This is a genomic window from Microbacterium marinilacus (assembly GCF_019753765.1).
Lineage (GTDB): Bacteria > Actinomycetota > Actinomycetes > Actinomycetales > Microbacteriaceae > Microbacterium > Microbacterium marinilacus.
The window spans coordinates 186,523-202,003 of sequence record NZ_JAIJZW010000006.1 but is presented as its reverse complement, the minus strand read 5'-3'; the positions used below and the strand labels follow the sequence as shown (position 1 = coordinate 202,003).

Sequence of the window (15,481 nt, the reverse complement as noted above, 5' to 3'; positions counted from 1 at the left end):
AGGATGGGGGCATGAGGTTTGGATACTGGACGCCGATCTTCGGCGGGTGGCTGCGCAACGTCGAGGACGAGGGCATGCCGGTCGACTTCGGCTACGCGGCCCGGCTGGCACGCTTCGCGGAGCAGAACGGGTTCGACGTCACGCTCGTGCCCGAGCTCAACCTGAACGACATCAAGGGAGTGGCCGCCCCCAGCCTCGAGGCGTGGACGGTCGCCACGGCGCTGGCCGCGGTGACCGAGCGGATCGAGATCATGACCGCCATCCGCCCCGGCTTCCACCTGCCCGCCGTGACGGCCAAGCAGGTGGCGACGCTCGACCAGCTCTCGGGTGGCCGGTTCACCCTCAACGTGGTCTCGGCCTGGTGGGAGCAGGAGGCCCGGCAGTACGGCGGCATCTTCTCGGCCCACGACGATCGCTACGCACGCACGGAGGAGTTCGTCGACATCCTGCGCGGCATGTGGGAGCGCGACGGCTTCGACTTCGCGGGAGACTACTACCGGCTCGAGGACGCGCACCTGCAGCCGAAGCCGGCGTCCGCGCCGACGATCTACGCGGGCGGCGAGTCGCCCGCCGGCAAGGCGGCGATCACGCGCTTCGCGGACGCCTACCTCACGCACGGCGGCACGCCCGACGAGCTGCGGGCCAAGATCGCCGAGATGACCGAGCGCCGCGCCGCAGCGGGGCTCGCACCCTTCGCCCACTTCGGGATGGCGGCCTACATCATCGTGCGCGACACCGATGAGGAGGCGCAGGCCGAGCTCGACCGGATCACGGACGTGTCCGAGGGCCCCGCCTACGAGTCGTACACCGACTTCATCTCGAAGTCGCAGCTCGAGCACGCCCCCGACCTGCGCGACTACTCCGTGTCGAACCGGGGCCTGCGCCCCGACTTCGTCGGCACCCCCGAGCGGGTCGCCGAGCGCATCCTGGAGTTCCAGGACGCCGGCGTCGACACCCTCCTCCTCCAGGCGTCGCCCCAGCAGGAGGAGCTCGAGCGCATCGCGCGCGACGTCATCCCGCTCGTGAACCCGCCCGCCGCGGGCTGACCGGGGTCAGGCGGTCAGGTCGCGACCGTTGACGAGCGCATCCCCCAGCAGTCGCGCCACGTAGACGCGAGGATTGTGCGAGGCGAGGGTGCGGGCGTTGCGCCAGTGCCGGTCGAGCCCCAGACGGTGGCTGGTGCCGGATGCGCCGAGCGCGTCGAAGACGCGGGTGGCGGCATCGAGCACCGCCGTGGTCGCCACGAGCTGCGTCTGGGCGACGGCCTGCACGCTCGCGTGGCCGAGCCCCGCGTCGTCGCCCGCGTCGGCGGCTCCCGCGCGCTCGATGAGGGCGTCGGTGAGAACGAGGGAGCGCTCGAAGGCGGTCTGCGCCGCGTAGACAGCCGCCGACACGGACCCCAGCACCTCGAGCAGCTCCGGGTCGTCGGTGGGCGTCGGCACCGTGGCGTTGCGATGGGAGCGCACCCGCGCACGCAGCGCCGCGGCGCCGTCCCGCTCGATCGCGCGGCCGACCCCGACGAGCAGGGCGTTGAGCGTCGACTGGTAGAACTGCCGCTGATAGCTGTACCGCGTCGCATACGCGAACACCCGATCGGACGGCACCCGCACGCCCTCGTAGGCGACACTGCCGCTGCCCGTGAGCCGCTGGCCGAAGCCGTCCCAGTCGTCGCCGATGCGCACGCCGGGCGAGCCGGTGTCGACGAGGACGACGACCTCGGTGCCGTCGGGGTCGAGGGCGAGCACCGTCGACCACCGCGCGTAGACGCTGCCGGTCGAGTAGTACTTCACGCCGTCGAGCACCCAGTCGTCGCCGTCGCGGGCGATCCGCGTCGAGATCGTGCCCGCGGTCCCGGCGGCGCCGGGTTCGCTCCATCCCCCGCCGACGATCTCTCCCCGCCCGAGCCTGGCCAGCCACTCGTCCGACCGCGGATCGCGCCGGTCGTACAGGCGGTCCTCGACGAACGAGAAGTGGTTGCGCCAGACATGGGCGAGGTTCACGTCGGCGACCGCGAGCTCGGCGATGAGGCGCAGCACGGTCGACAGCCGCGCCTGCTCGCCGCCCAGCTCGCGCGGGATCCGCAGCCCCGCGAACCCGGCGCCGATCAGCCACCGCAGCTGCTCGTGCGGCGCGACGCCGTCGCGCTCGCGCTGCGCCTCGCCCACAGCGATCTCGTCGAAGATCGGCCGGTACCTCGCCGCCAGCCGCTCGAACTCGGCGTCCGCGCTCTCCTGTCCAAGCCCTGTCATGTGTTCCTCCCCGCCCCGATGCGTGACGTGTGACCCGGGGCGCCCGCGCGGCGGCGGATCCGGCACCCCCTCATGGTCGCCCCGCACCGGGCCGGCCGGGTATCCGGCGTTACCCCGTGTTACCGCGGCGGCTCAGCGGCGGCGGCGCGCGTCGCGGGGGTCGACCGCGACGCGGACGGCGGCGCCCGCCTCGGCCGCCGCGAGAGCGCGGTCGATCTGCGCCAGCGGATACCGGGCGCTGACGAGCTCGTCGAAGGGGTGAGCGGCGGCGTGGTCGCGGAGGTAGCCGATCGCGCCGTCGAGATCGCGCGGCGTGTAGTTGTGCACGCCGCGGACGGTGACCAGGCCGCGCACGAGACGCTCGGGATCGAGTGCGAGGGGCTCGGTCGGGAACACGCTGCCGACGAGCAGCACGACTCCCCCGACGCCGACCGCGTCGACGGCCGCGGCGACCGCGCGTGGCGCCCCGGACGCCTCCACCACCACCTGGTACTCGGCGGATCCCGTCGCGGCGAGCGCCGCGCCGAGCGCGCGCGGGTCGGTCGGGTCGGCCACCTGGGCCGCCCCGAACCGGGCGGCCAGCGCGCGACGGGCCGGGTCGGGGTCGGCGACCACGACCTTCGCGCCCCGGTCGCGGGCCATCGCGCACACGGTGAGGCCGATGAGCCCGGCGCCGAGGACGAGCACGGTCGCGTCGTCGACGTCGACGATCTCGTCGGCCCGGGCGAGCGCCGACCACGCGGTCGCCGACCCGCAGGCGGCGGGGGCGAGCACCTCGGCCGGCAGGCTCTCCCCGACCCGCACGATCGCGGTGCCGGCACGCAGGTGCGCGTGCGTAGAGAAGCCGCCCGTGAGCTCCCAGCGCGGCTGGATGCGCTCGTGGCCGTACTTCTGGATCGAGCGGCACTTGTGCGGCAGGCCGCGCAGGCAGCGGTCGCACTCCCGGCAGCTGGCCATGATCGACCAGACCACGCGGTCGCCGATGTTCACGCGCGCGCCGTCGACCGCGCGGACCCCGTCTGCCACGTCCGTCACGCGGCCCACGTACTCGTGGCCGAGGACGAGCGGCACGGGCGCGGCGCGGTCGCCCCGCACGGTGTGGACGTCCGACCCGCAGACCGTGGCGAGCTCGATCTGCACGAGCGTCTCGCCCTCGCCGAGCACGACGCCCGGCACGGCGACCGTCTCGTGGGATCGTCCGACTCCCGTCCAGACCATCGCAACCGCGGGCGGCTCGATCCGCACGTCCCGGGTGACGGGCGCGGGCGTCGGGGCGAGGGCGGGCGAGGCCACGGTCACACCTCGGCGGGCGTCTGGAGGCCGATCAGCGCGCGCAGCCCCGTGACGTCGTCGATCACGGCGTGCGCGCCGGCCGCCTCGAGGGTGGCGCGGTCGTGGGCGCCGCTCAGCACTCCCACCACGAGGCCCGCGCCCGCGGAAAGCCCCGAGCCGATGTCGCTCGCCGTGTCTCCGGCCACCGCGATCGCCGCGACGCTCGAGACGCGCGCCCGCAGGGCGGCGAGCAGCACCAGGTCGGGAGCGGGGCGACCTCGGCCGGCATCGACCGGCGAGAGCGCGTCGTCCACGAGGTCTCTCCAACCGAGCGCGTCGAGGATCGCGTCGCGCGTCACGGGCGCGAAGCCGGTGGTCAGGATCACCGCGACGCCGGCGTCGCGCAGGTCGACGAGCAGCTCACGGGCCCCCGGGACGGGCTCGACGCCCTCTTCGACGATCAGCTCGGCGTACGCGCGCTCGAACGCGGCCGTCGCCTCCTCCGCCCGCGCGCGATCGCCGCCGGCGAGGTGGGTGAACACCTCGAGCTTGGACTGCCCCATGGTGTCGCGGACGTACTGCAGCGCCTCGTCCGGCGTCAGTCCGGCGACCACCCCGGTGCGCTCCTGCGCACGCTGGAAGGCGCGTTCGACCACGCCGTCGTCGCGCACCGTCGTGCCCGCCATGTCGAGCACGACGAGCTCGACCGGGATGCGGCTGGATGCGTTCATGGAGTCCCCCTCGCGATCGGCCGCGCGGGTCACCGGCGGATCGATCGATCCAGCCTGACATCCGGGAACACACCGCCATTTGGCGGCACGGCATTGTTCAGACGCCGTTCACCGAGCCTTCGGCGCGGAGGGTGCGGGCGGTCATCCGCCCGCCGTCTCGGTCACGCCCCGCGCGACCCGTTGTCCGTCACCGACACGTCGGTGCGGTGGAAGCTCTGGAACGAGCGCGACGCCGTCGGACCGCGCTGGCCCTGGTAGCGGTTGCCGTACGCGCCCGAGCCGTAGGGGTTCTCCGCCGGGGAGGTCAGCCGGAAGAAGCACAGCTGTCCGATCTTCATGCCGGGCCACAGCTTGATGGGCAGGGTCGCGACGTTCGACAGCTCGAGCGTGACGTGCCCGGAGAACCCGGGGTCGATGAAGCCGGCCGTCGAGTGCGTCAGCAGTCCCAGCCGTCCGAGCGACGACTTGCCCTCGAGGCGTGCGGCGACGTCGTCGGGCAGAGTGACGGCCTCGAACGTCGACCCGAGCACGAACTCGCCGGGGTGCAGGATGAACGGCTCGTCGGCGTCGACCTCGACGAGGTGCGTCAGGTCGGGCTGGTCCTGCGCCGGGTCGATGAACGGGTACTTGTGGTTGTCGAACAGCCGGAAGTAGCGGTCGAGGCGCACGTCGATGCTCGACGGCTGCACCATCCCCGGCTCATACGGGTCGAGGCCGATGCGGCCGGAGTCGAGCTCGTCCTTGATGTCGCGATCCGAGAGCAGCACCCGACCAGCGTACTGGCCGCCCCCGCGCAGCGACGCCCTCACCCGCCTCGGCGCGCAACGACGCCGAGCGGCGGCTGTTATGCTGGCTGACACGCGCTCCGGCGCGTACGGGGCTGTAGTTCAATGGCAGAACTTCTGCTTCCCAAGCAGACAGCGCGGGTTCGATTCCCGTCAGCCCCTCCACGAACTTCCCGCTGCACCGCCCGGCCGCGTCGGCCATTCTGTGCACACGGGTCCGGGTCCGCGACGGATCACGAGATCGAATGTTCTCGCAGCACGCACTGTGCAACGAGAGGTCGCCACTGAAGGCGAATCGAGCTTGCCTGCGCGCCCAAGACCGGAAACCGACACCGGATCGAGATGGCAGATCACGCACCGCAGGAAAGAGCCGGTGAGGGAGGATGACGGCGTGAGCCCCTACGTCCGCCCTGCCATCGAGACACCGGTCTTCCGCGATGCTGATGGTGCCGTGATCGACTACGGAGAGCGCTGGCCCGGGTCACCTCCGGAGGAGACGTACTCGATCGACACGCATCCCGAGCGATTCGCGCCGCTCCACGTCGTCGCCGACGCCCTGGTTGCGCACCTCCGAAACACGTACGACGTCGAGGTCGATGACCGTGTCGAGGCGGCTGCGGACCTGCCACGGAACACGTCTCATGACGTGATCCGCACCGTCCGGATACGACCGACTGATCCAGAGTGCGCGACCTTGACGTTGGTCTTCACCGCATACCCGGGGATCCACATGCACGCGGGCCTCTTGCATGACTTCCATTACCCAGTCTGCGGTTGCGATGCGTGCGACTCGACCTGGCAGGCCGAGGCCGATGAGCTCGAGCAGGCCGTTTTCGCGGTGGTCAGCGGCAACTATCGAGAGACGATCGAACGCGGACCTGACCCGTGGATCGGGCACACGTTCACCTATCCGGACGGCGCGCGCTCCGGAAAGTCCCGCGCACAGGACTTTCCTGTCCAGCGGGTCGAAGACGCCGAACCCACCCTCCGCGGTCTTCGGGACGGATGGGCCTCCTGGCCACGCATGACCTCGCCCTCCTGATCGCGGCAGCCTGGGCGACGAATGCGACCAGCGCCCGTCAACCATCGCCATCACGAGTGCAGCCGACCGCGGCCCACCGGGCGTCAGCGCCGCGGGAGCAGCACGCGCAGCGAGAACCACGCGTCGTCGGCCGCGATCGAGACCGAGCCGCCGTACTTCTCCGCGGTCTCCTCGATGTTGCGCAGTCCGAAGCCGTGGCCCGCGCCGCCCTTGCGGGTCAGGATGCGCTCGCCGTCGCGCTGCAGGATGCCGTCGTAGGTGTTCTCGAAGCGCAGCATCACCCAGTCGTCCTGCGCGAAGAGGGCCATGCGCACGGCCCGCCGCTCGCGGTCGGCGACCCGCCGGGTCGCCTCGATCGCGTTGTCCAGGGCGTTGCCGACGAGCGACGTCACGTCGAGCACGTGCATGAACTCGATCAGCCTGCCGTCGGCGACCACCGACACCGACACGTCGTGCTCGACGGCATACATCTGCTTGCCCGTCACCACGGCGTCGAGCACGCGGTTCCCGGTGCGCACGTGCGCCCCGTAGGCGCTGACCGACTCCTCGAGGGCCTCGAAGATGCGCTGCCGCGCCTCGCCATCGGGCTCGGCCCGGATGGCCTGCAGGTGGTGCTTCATGTCGTGGTACTTGCGGTCCACGTCCTCGATCGTCCGGCGCGCGATGCGGTACTGGTCGTGCTGGCCGCGCAGCAGCGTCGCCATCGCCTCGTTCTCGCGCCGCGCCTCCGTCTCGCGGCGCTGCTCCTGCTGGAGGTACAGGGCGATGCAGCCGCAGAGGTCAACGAGCGTGCGGATGTAGAACACCTCCGGCCCGAGGCGACCGCTGAACGGCGTCGACACAGCGAGGAACGACAGGTTGGACATGCCGAACGTCGCCGCGGCGATCGCCAGCGACACCCCGAGGTCGCGCCACGTCGCGTCGGCGCGGCCACCGCGCGGGAACTGCCGGCGCTCCGCCGCCCACGCCACCGCCAGCGCCCCCGCGTACACCACGGCCAGCAGCAGGAGGCGCAGCGGATCCGCGCCGCCGACCGCCCCGCCCGGGTCCGTGCCGAAATAGAAGTGGTCGAGCTGCCAGTGCAGCGAGGCGGTGAGCTCGGCGAGCATGAACGCGCGCGCCGTCAGATACCCGGCGCCGACCGCGCAACCCCGCACCGTCGCCGCGAGCAGCCCGTACATCGTCGCCGCGGCCGCGAGCATCCCCGGCAGCCAGAGCGTCAGCGGCAGCAGCCCCGCCAGGTGCTGCACGGCCATCAGCGCACCGAGGCCGGCCGCGGACACCGCGGCCGTGCCCGCCCACCCCATGCGCCGCCCCAGGATGAGGATGTAGACCAGGCACGCGGCCCACTCGGCGAGCGCCGTGTAGGCCCGAGGGATGTCCGGCAGCGCCTGCGACGACCCCACCGCGGCGACGACGACGTCCAGCGCCGGATGCCCGGTCACGTGCCCACCCCGCGTTCGCCGATGTCCGCCGCCAGGGCGGCCAGGAAGTCCTTGCGGCGGGGGCGCGAGATCTGCAGGCGCGCGCCCCCGCGCAGCCGGCACTCCCCGCCCTCGACGCCGATCACGTGCCGCAGGTTCACGAGGTAGCCGCTGTTGCAGCGGTGGAAGCCGGCGTCGACCAGCTCGGCCTCCATGGCCTTGAGCGTCGTGACGACGTCGTGGTCGCCGTCCGCGGTGTGCACGAGCACGTGGTGCTTAACACTCTCGAGATAGAGGATCTCGGCGACGTCGAGCCGATGGTGCGCGCCGTCCGAGGTGGTCAGCAGCAGGCGTCTCCTCTCGCGCCGCCGCAGCTGCGCGAGCACGCGCTCCAGCTCCTGCGCGAACGCCGGGTACGGCACCGGCTTCAGCAGATAGCTGAGCGCGGCCACCTCGTAGCCGCTGATCGCGTACTGGGGAGACGCGGTGACGAACACGATCACGACTTCGGAGTCGGTCTCGCGGATGCGCCGCGCGACCGTCATGCCGTCGACCCGCTCCATCATGATGTCGAGGAACAGCACGTCGAAGTCGGCGCGGTACTCGTGGAGCAGGTCGGCACCGTCGGCGAAGGCGTCGACGCGGAAGTGCCCGCCGTGCTCGCGACGGAACCGGTCGATGTGCGAGACCAGGCGATCCAGGCTGACCGGATCGTCCTCCACGACGCCGATGCGGATCACGACTGCCTCGATGCCCCCGGCATCAGCTGAACCCCACGACGCGTCGGGCCGCGTGGTACGCGAGGGTGGTCACCCGGCTCCCCGCCCGGCCCGGCAGGTTGCTGCTCGCGCCGAACAGCGTGCGGCGCAGCCGCGCGTGCAGCCACGGGCTCTCCGCCTGCACCTCCGCCCAGAACGCCTGCCGCTGCGCGAGATGGGCGCGGGTGCCGCCGCGCGACAGGGTCGCGCTCGTGACCACGCACAGCGCCTCGACGTAGTGCATCATCGCGCCGTACAGCCGGACGGGCACCGCGCCCGAGACGACGTCCCGCGGGTCGGGCAGCATCGCCAGCGCGAGGCGCGTCACCCGCAGCTGCTGATCGACGCGCCGCAGCATCGTGTCCGCCTCGACCGACTGCCCGGCGCGCCCGATGACGTAGCGGTACAGCGACACCGGCAGGTACACGATGCGCCGTGTGTGGGCGAGCGCCGTCAGCACGTACAGGCTGTCGACGTAGAACGTGTGCTCGGGCAGGCTCAGGCCGGACCGGCGCAGCAGCGCAGTGCGGAAGATGACGGCGTGCATCATCAGGTACTGCCGCCGGGCGAACCGCGCCGTCTGCTCCCAGCCGATCAGGCGGCGCGCCGGGAACACCGAGTCGAACCTCACGACGCGGTCGCCGCGTCCGTCGCGGACGTGCGTGAAGTCGGTGACCAGCAGATCGATGCCGCCCTGCGCCTCGCGCCGGGCGAGCTCGGCGAGCACCTCCACGAGCACCAGGCTGTCGAGCCAGTCGTCGGCGTCGAGCACCTTCAGATAGCGCCCGGTCGCCGCGGCGACCCCGGCGTTGATCGCCCCGCCGTGCCCCGCGTTGCGCTGATGGATCACACGCACGACCTCCGGGGCCTGCACCGCGTAGGCGTCGGCGAGCGCGCCCGTGCCGTCGTTCGAGCCGTCGTCGACGACGACCACCTCGATCGCGCCGAGATGCGCCGCCGCGAAGGCGACCAGCGGGTCGAGCGCACGATGCAGGTACGCGGCCGCGTCGTACGCGGGGACCACGACCGTCAGCAGGGGCACGACACCAGTCTGCCCGGCCGCGGCGTCCTGCGACATCATCGCGTGACCGTGGCCGCCGGCTCCTCCTCGGGAACCTGACGGAAGATCACCTTGAAGATCGGGTAGAACACCCAGAACGAGATCGCCGAGTTGATGATCATCGTCAGCACGTCGGCGACGACCTCGCCCGTGGCTCCCCAGCCCCAACCCGTCATCAGCAGGTGATAGATCGGCGCCTTGTAGAAGCCCTGCGCCGCCGCGGCGATGAACGTGATGACGATGTACGCGGCCGTGTACCAGGCGGCGGCCACCCACACCGAGGTGTTCGACTTGAAGGTGATGTTGCGCTGCAGGAAGAAGTTGATCACCTGCGCGATGAGCAGCGTGACCTGCACGGCCAGGAAGTACGCCAGCCCGCCCCCGCCGGCGGGCAGCGGCCCGGCGGCGTAGTCGAACATGTAGTACGGGCTGCCGTCTACCTGGCTGCCGACGGGCAGCACCTGGAAGTCGACGCCGACGAGCCCCGTGAACGAGTCGAGCCCCCAGCGGAAGATCGGCATGAGCGCGAGCTGCAGCACCGTCACGCCGTTGCTGATGAGCAAGAACACGAGGAACCTCGACAGCTCGGGGTGCTTGACGACGAAGGAGGACCAGGCCCTCCGCACGGCGGCGATCATCGGGCGCTCCCGTCCTGCTCGTCCGGCGACACGGCGGATGCCGGCGCGCTGCTCGCGTCGGCGAACGCACGGGCGGTGCGCCTCTCCGCGCGGCGTCCGGAGAAGAACCCTCCGATCACCTTCCCCAGCCCGCGCACGGACCGCCCGTTGGCGAGCGTGAGGACGCCGTCGGTCAGGCGCCGGGTGGCCAGCCCGCCGCTCATCTTGTGGATGATCCGGAACGGCGCGTTGTAGAGGAAGAGGATGTTGAGGTCCGGCGTGCCCGCGGCGTCCGCCTTGCGCTTGCGGCGCTCGAGGACGCCGAACGCGAACCGCGCGAGACCGCTGCGGGCGCGGCGCAGCTGGTCCATCGGCGTGTTCACGGCCAGCTCCCCGTCGTCCCAGGAGCTCTGCGGGACGGGCTTGCCGAGCAGGGCGGCGAAGGTGTCGTCGGGAACGGCGCGCACGTCGCCCCGCACGTAGTCGGCGAGCGCGGCGTCCACCCGGCCCGCGGCGATCGTCCCCGCGAGCTCGAGCTCGGCCGACAGCGGCAGCTCACCGCTGTGCGGGCCCGCGAGGATCTCGTAGCGCCCCGCCTCGACCTGCCAGGAGCCCGAGCGCACGTCCCAGAAGCGGAACGTCCGATCGGTGAACGGGATGTCGACGACGGCGGACTCCCCGACGCCGAGGTGCAGCTTGCGGAAGCCCTTCAGCTCGATCGCGGGTCGGGGCACGGCCGACTCCGACACGCGCCGCATGTACAGCTGCGGCACCTCCGCGCCCGCGCGTGCGCCGGTGTTCGCGACGGTGAAGGAGGCGCCCTCCTCGGTCACCCGCAGGTCGCTGTAGGAGAACGTCGTGTAGCTGAGCCCGAAGCCCAGCGGGAACGCCGGGTCGACGCCCGCGGTCGCGTGGTAGCGGTAGCGGCTGAGCAGCCCCTCGCGGTACTCGGCCGTGGGGCCCTGGGCCGGGAACAGCCCGGCCAGCGGATCGTCCTCCAGGCGACGCGGCAGGGTCTCGGCGAGGCGCCCGCCCGGGTCGACCACGCCCGTGAGCGCGTCCCAGACGCCCTCCGCGCCGGCCTGGCCGCCGAGGTACGCGTGCAGGACGGCGGCGGCCTGGTCGAGCCACGGCGTCTCGATCGCGCCGCCGCCGCTGAGCACGACGACGACGGGCGTGCCGGTGACGGCGACCGCGCGCAGCGTGGCGAGCTGCTGCTCGGGCAGCCGCAGGTGCTCACGGTCGAGCCCCTCCGACTCGAAGCTCTCGGGCAGCCCGAGCGCCAGCACGGCCACGTCCGCCGTCGCGGCGAGCGCGGCCGCCTCCGCGCGCAGGCGCGCGTCGTCGTCCGAGCCGAGGCGCGAGAAGCCCTGCGCGAAGCCGGCGAGGGAGAGGCCCGTGCCGGTGATCGCGTCGCGCAGGTTCGTCAGGCGGGTCGGGTTGACCGCCGACGAGCCGGAGCCCTGGTAGCGCGGAACCTGCGCGAAGTCGCCGATCAGGGCGACGCGCGTGCCCACCGCCAGCGGCAGGACTCCCCCGGCGTTGCGCAGCAGCACGGCGCTCTGGGCGGCGGCCTCGCGGGCGAGCGCGTGGTGCGCGTCGGCGTCGGCCGTCACGGCCGTGCCGTCCGCGGTGACCCGCCGCACGAGCGTCAGCACCTCGGCGACGCGCGCGTCGAGGTCGGCCTCGTCGAGCCGCCCGTCCTGCACCGCGGCGACGATGTCCCGCACCGAGTCGAAGCCGGGCGACGGCATCTCGATCGCCCCGCCGGCGGCCACGGCCGCGGGCGCGTCGTTGCCGCCTCCCCAGTCCGACACGACGGCCCCGTCGAAGCCCCACTCCTCGCGCAGGATGTCCACGAGCAGCTCACGGTGCTCGTGCGCGTAGGTGCCGTTCACGAGGTTGTACGACGACATGAGCGCCCACGGGCCCGCCTCGCGGACGACGATCTCGAACGCGGTCAGGTACAGCTCGCGCAGCGTGCGCTCGTCGACCACAGAGTCCGACACCATGCGGCGCAGCTCCTGGCTGTTCACGGCGAAGTGCTTCGGCGTCGCCGCGACCCCCTCCGACTGGATGCCGCGCACGTAGCCGGCGGCGAGGCGGCCCGACAGCTCGGGGTCCTCCGAGAAGTACTCGAAGTTCCTGCCGCCGAGCGGGCTGCGCTTGATGTTCAGCCCGGGTCCGAGCAGCACGTGCACGCCCTGCTCCCGCGCCTCGCGTCCGAGCGCCCGCCCGATCCGCTCGGCCAGGCCCTCGTCCCAGCTGTTCGCGACGGTCGCCGCCGTCGGGAAGCAGGTCGCCGGCTCGCTCTTGGCGAGCCCGAGGTGGTCCGCCGATCCGGTCTGCCGGCGCAGGCCGTGCGGGCCGTCCGACATCCAGATCTGCGGGACGCCGAGCCGCGGGATGCCGCGGGTGCGCCACACGTCGGCCCCGCTGAGCAGCGCCGCCTTCTCGAGCAGCGTCAGCGACGCGACCAGCGACTCGACCTCGTGGGTCGTAGGCGCCTGGCGCGGGTTGGATTCAGTCACGTTCTCTCCTGGTCCGGGGCCGGAGCCGGTCCCCACCGCTCCGGCCCCGTCGTTCGCCCCGCGGAGGGGGCGGGGCGTCTGTCATGCCTCCCGGCGTTGGCGGATGAGCCGGCGAGTCACGAGGAAGACGATCAGAGCGATCGCCAGCCCGACGACGACATCGACCGCGATCAGCCCCCACATCCACAGCGGGGTGACGGAGACGAGCTCGCCACCGGCAGAGAGGCCGTTCATCGCGTTGCTGTTGACGACCGCGTACGCGACGTTGTGCGCAGCGCGGACGATGTCTGCCTGCACGGCGGGCGTGACCTGGTCGTCCGGCAGCTTCCAGAGCGCGGCGTCGGTGTTGAGCCACAGGTCCGTGCCGGCCGCGAGGCCCTGGCGCAAATCCTCGTAGACGAACACGTCGAACGACGCCTGGTCCGTCTCCACGACGCCCTGGAAGCCCCACTCGCCGCGCAGCGTCTCGGTGACGAGTCCAGGATGGGCGCCCGTCCACAGCGGGCCGAGGCGGTTCATCGAGGCCATCATGCCGCGGGCACCACCCTCGCGGACGGTGAGCTCGAACGGCAGTAGGTAGAGCTCCCGCACTGCCTGCTCGCTGGCGAGCATCGCGCCGCCGATGCGGTTGGTCTCCTGGTCGTTCACGGCGAAGTGCTTCGTGAAGACGATCACGCCCTTGTCCTGAGCGCCGTCGACCATCGCGGCGCCCATCTTGCCGGAGATGAACCCGTCCTCGGAGAAGTACTCGAAGTTGCGGCCCGAGTACGGGGTGCGGTGGATGTTCATCGACGGCGCGTACCAGCCGGCGTACCCGAGCGACAGGCTGTCCTCACCGATGGCGAGCCCCATCTCGCGCGCGAGCTCGTCGTTCCAGGACGAGGCCAGCACGATCGCGGGCGGGTAGGCCATGCCGTTGTCCCCGCCGGTCAGCGTGGCGGAGAAGCCGGCAGGCCCGTCCTTGAGCACCGTCGCCGGCAGCTGGATCGAGTCCACGCCGCGCGTGGCGTAGCCGCCGATGCGGACGAGCTGGTCGAGCTCGTCGAGGCTCGCCTGCTGCAGCAGCGCGTCCCATACGGGGCTGTCGTACTCCTCGCCGATGAGCATCGCCGCGTTGAGCTCGCCGTACGCGGGGGCGACGGTCCCGAACACCGGCGCCTCGGCCTCGCCGTCCTGGCTGTCGGGGATCGCGAGGGCCCCGACGAACGCCTCAGGTGCCTCCCAGCTGCCGTCCTGGTAGGTCGTCGGCCAGGTGCCGGTCCAGTCGCTGCGGCTCAGGTAAGAGAACGAATCGTCCCAGGTGCGCACATCGCTGGACTCGAACTGGTTCGTGATCGCCGCGCCGGTCTCCGCCGAGACGGCGTAAGTGCTCACGTCCAGGTCTTCCACCGTCATCCGGTGGGCGAAGTCGGCGTCACCGTCGGAGGTCATCCCGTCCGCCGTGCTGCGTCCCTTGGCCGCGAGGATGTTGTCCGCTGCGGCGTGCGCGTCGTCGGCCGCCGTGAGGTAGTAGTCACCGGCGTCGAGGATGTAGGTGCCCGCACCGTATGCGTCATAGGCCTTCATGAGCTCGCGCGGCACCTCGATCTGCACCGTCGCGGACTCCCCGGGCTCCAGCAGGCCGGTCTTCGCATAGCCCGCCAGCTCGACGGCGGCCTTCTCGATCCGGTGCTCGCGGTCGTAGTCGGTGTAGGGCGACTGCAGGTAGACCTGCACGATGTCCTTGCCCGCAGTCTCGCCGGTGTTGACGACGTCGACGCCAACTGTGAAGGCGTCACCATGCTCCTCGACGGAGTAGCCGGACCAGGCGAACGTCGTGTAGGAGTCGCCGTGGCCGAACGGGTACTGCACCTCGGACGCGTAGTCGAAGGCGTCAGCGCTCTCGGCGCCGAGGACGACGTCCTCGTACCGGGTCTCGTAGTACGCGTAGCCCACGTAGATGCCCTCGGCGTAGGCGAGGTAGGTATCACCCATCGGCACATCGCTGTTCGTGATCGCATAGCTACCGAGGTTCGCCATCGCCGGGGCTCCGAGGGAGTCATAGGCATAGGTGTCCACGAGCGCCCCCGACGGGTTGACGACGCCGGACAGCGCCTCGCCGACGGCGGTCGCGCCGTGCTGGCCGAGCGAGCCGACCCAGACGGCGGCGCTGATCGGGTACTCCTCGAGGAAGCCGAGCTCCAGCGGGTTCGAGGTGTTCAGCACGACGATCACGTCGTCGAAGTTCTCGGTCGCCAGCTCGATCATGTCGCGCTCGTCCGGGTCGAGCTGCAGGTACGCTACGCCGCTCTCGCCGGACGTCGAGGCGAGGTCGGCGGTCTCGCCGCCGGACCGGCCGATCACGACCACCGCGGCGTCCGCGTAGTCGCCGAAGCTGCCGACGACGTCGTCGGTGTAGAGCGCGCGGGGCACCTCGTTGACGGCGTACGCGCCCTCCCCGTAGACGTCCGGGGTCGTCTTGCGGAAGTCGGCGCCGGGGCCGCTCTCGTAGAAGTCCCACAGCACCGGGTTCACTTCAAACCCGGCCTGGTCCAGTCCCTCGCCCAGCGTCACGGCGAGAGACGGATCGATCGAGCCGGCGCCGCCGCCGCCGTAGACGGGATCGACGGCGTCCTGTCCGAGGACACTGATTCGTGCGCCCGCCGCGAGCGGCAGGGCGCCGTCGTTCTCGAGGAGGGTGATCCCCTCTCGGGAGATGTCCGTAGAGACCTGTTCGAGATACGCCTGGCGGTCGGCGTCGCTGTCGAAGTCGCTGACGTAGTGCTGCGTCTCCTCGCCCTCTGCCTCGACGACCGTCTGCGTCTGCTGCCCGAGGTAAAGGGAGATGAGATCGAAGTAGCGACTCGCGAAGTAGTTCCCTACGACCAGTGCCACGACGAGGACCGCGGCCACGATGTAGACGACGACCGCCGCCCACAGGCGCAGTGGCTTCTTTCCCGCCCGCCGAGACGGCCGCTGCGCCGCATTCACGGTGCTCATAACGCTGTGCTCCTTTGCTGTGCGGCGGGCGCT

The 15,481-nt window shown here is 71.7% G+C and carries 12 protein-coding genes and 1 tRNA gene; 3 read left to right on the top strand and 10 right to left on the bottom strand.

Going from position 1 to position 15,481, the window contains the following annotated elements:
• The first annotated feature begins 11 nt into the window (after positions 1–11).
• Positions 12–1,046 carry an LLM class flavin-dependent oxidoreductase gene (locus K5S26_RS11915; RefSeq protein WP_221858281.1) on the top strand — a complete coding sequence of 345 codons (1,035 nt, stop codon included), beginning with the start codon at positions 12–14 and terminating at the stop codon, positions 1,044–1,046.
• A gap of 6 nt (positions 1,047–1,052) precedes the next feature.
• On the opposite strand, the gene K5S26_RS11910 is transcribed toward K5S26_RS11915, so the two are convergent.
• From K5S26_RS11910 to dcd, 4 genes are all read right to left on the bottom strand, one after another.
• A complete protein-coding gene (locus K5S26_RS11910; protein ID WP_221858279.1) occupies positions 1,053–2,249 on the bottom strand; it encodes an acyl-CoA dehydrogenase family protein in 1,197 nt (398 codons plus the stop codon).
• 132 nt (positions 2,250–2,381) lie between these two features.
• Positions 2,382–3,542, bottom strand: coding sequence for a zinc-binding dehydrogenase (locus K5S26_RS11905; RefSeq protein WP_308122942.1), 1,161 nt, complete (start codon positions 3,540–3,542; stop codon positions 2,382–2,384).
• A 2-nt stretch (positions 3,543–3,544) separates the two neighbouring features.
• Positions 3,545–4,252, bottom strand: coding sequence for an HAD family hydrolase (locus tag K5S26_RS11900; RefSeq protein ID WP_221858263.1), 708 nt, complete (start codon positions 4,250–4,252; stop codon positions 3,545–3,547).
• A gap of 161 nt (positions 4,253–4,413) precedes the next feature.
• Entirely contained in the window at positions 4,414–5,019 is a 606-nt protein-coding gene (gene dcd / locus K5S26_RS11895; RefSeq protein WP_221858261.1) for a dCTP deaminase, read from the bottom strand.
• A gap of 109 nt (positions 5,020–5,128) precedes the next feature.
• On the opposite strand from dcd, the gene K5S26_RS11890 reads away from it, so the two are divergent.
• Positions 5,129–5,202: transfer RNA gene (locus K5S26_RS11890), tRNA-Gly, on the top strand.
• 226 nt (positions 5,203–5,428) lie between these two features.
• Positions 5,429–6,079 (top strand): DUF6226 family protein, encoded by a 651-nt coding sequence (locus K5S26_RS11885; protein WP_221858259.1) that lies wholly within the window; start codon positions 5,429–5,431, stop codon positions 6,077–6,079.
• Positions 6,080–6,162: 83 nt separating this feature from the next.
• Here the strand turns inward: K5S26_RS11885 and K5S26_RS19185 are convergent, their stop codons facing one another.
• The 6 genes from K5S26_RS19185 to K5S26_RS11855 form a co-directional block, all read right to left on the bottom strand.
• Positions 6,163–7,524 carry an ATP-binding protein gene (locus K5S26_RS19185; protein WP_221858240.1) on the bottom strand — a complete coding sequence of 454 codons (1,362 nt, stop codon included), beginning with the start codon at positions 7,522–7,524 and terminating at the stop codon, positions 6,163–6,165.
• Positions 7,521–8,243 (bottom strand): LytR/AlgR family response regulator transcription factor, encoded by a 723-nt coding sequence (locus K5S26_RS19180; RefSeq protein ID WP_221858230.1) that lies wholly within the window; start codon positions 8,241–8,243, stop codon positions 7,521–7,523. The genes K5S26_RS19185 and K5S26_RS19180 overlap by 4 nt, the downstream gene beginning before the upstream one ends.
• 22 nt (positions 8,244–8,265) lie before the next feature.
• The gene (locus tag K5S26_RS11870) at positions 8,266–9,342 is read right to left on the bottom strand and encodes a glycosyltransferase family 2 protein (RefSeq protein ID WP_246603916.1); all 1,077 of its coding nucleotides are present in this window, start codon (positions 9,340–9,342) and stop codon (positions 8,266–8,268) included.
• Positions 9,339–9,959 (bottom strand): hypothetical protein, encoded by a 621-nt coding sequence (locus K5S26_RS11865; RefSeq protein ID WP_221858228.1) that lies wholly within the window; start codon positions 9,957–9,959, stop codon positions 9,339–9,341. The genes K5S26_RS11870 and K5S26_RS11865 overlap by 4 nt, the downstream gene beginning before the upstream one ends.
• Complete coding sequence (locus tag K5S26_RS11860; protein ID WP_308122941.1) at positions 9,956–12,469, bottom strand: glycoside hydrolase family 3 C-terminal domain-containing protein; 2,514 nt, start codon at positions 12,467–12,469, stop codon at positions 9,956–9,958. The genes K5S26_RS11865 and K5S26_RS11860 overlap by 4 nt, the downstream gene beginning before the upstream one ends.
• A gap of 81 nt (positions 12,470–12,550) precedes the next feature.
• Positions 12,551–15,448, bottom strand: coding sequence for a glycoside hydrolase family 3 protein (locus K5S26_RS11855; RefSeq protein WP_221858226.1), 2,898 nt, complete (start codon positions 15,446–15,448; stop codon positions 12,551–12,553).
• Positions 15,449–15,481: the final 33 nt, after the last annotated feature.

What these genes read in the sequence shown, in the direction of transcription:
- K5S26_RS11915 (WP_221858281.1), top strand. Translation starts at nt 12, where the DNA reads ATGAGGTTTGGATACTGGACGCCGATCTTCGGCGGGTGGCTGCGCAAC.
- K5S26_RS11910 (WP_221858279.1), bottom strand. Translation starts at nt 2,249, where the DNA reads ATGACAGGGCTTGGACAGGAGAGCGCGGACGCCGAGTTCGAGCGGCTG.
- K5S26_RS11900 (WP_221858263.1), bottom strand. Translation starts at nt 4,252, where the DNA reads ATGAACGCATCCAGCCGCATCCCGGTCGAGCTCGTCGTGCTCGACATG.
- K5S26_RS11870 (WP_246603916.1), bottom strand. Translation starts at nt 9,342, where the DNA reads ATGATGTCGCAGGACGCCGCGGCCGGGCAGACTGGTGTCGTGCCCCTG.
- K5S26_RS11865 (WP_221858228.1), bottom strand. Translation starts at nt 9,959, where the DNA reads ATGATCGCCGCCGTGCGGAGGGCCTGGTCCTCCTTCGTCGTCAAGCAC.
- K5S26_RS11855 (WP_221858226.1), bottom strand. Translation starts at nt 15,448, where the DNA reads ATGAGCACCGTGAATGCGGCGCAGCGGCCGTCTCGGCGGGCGGGAAAG.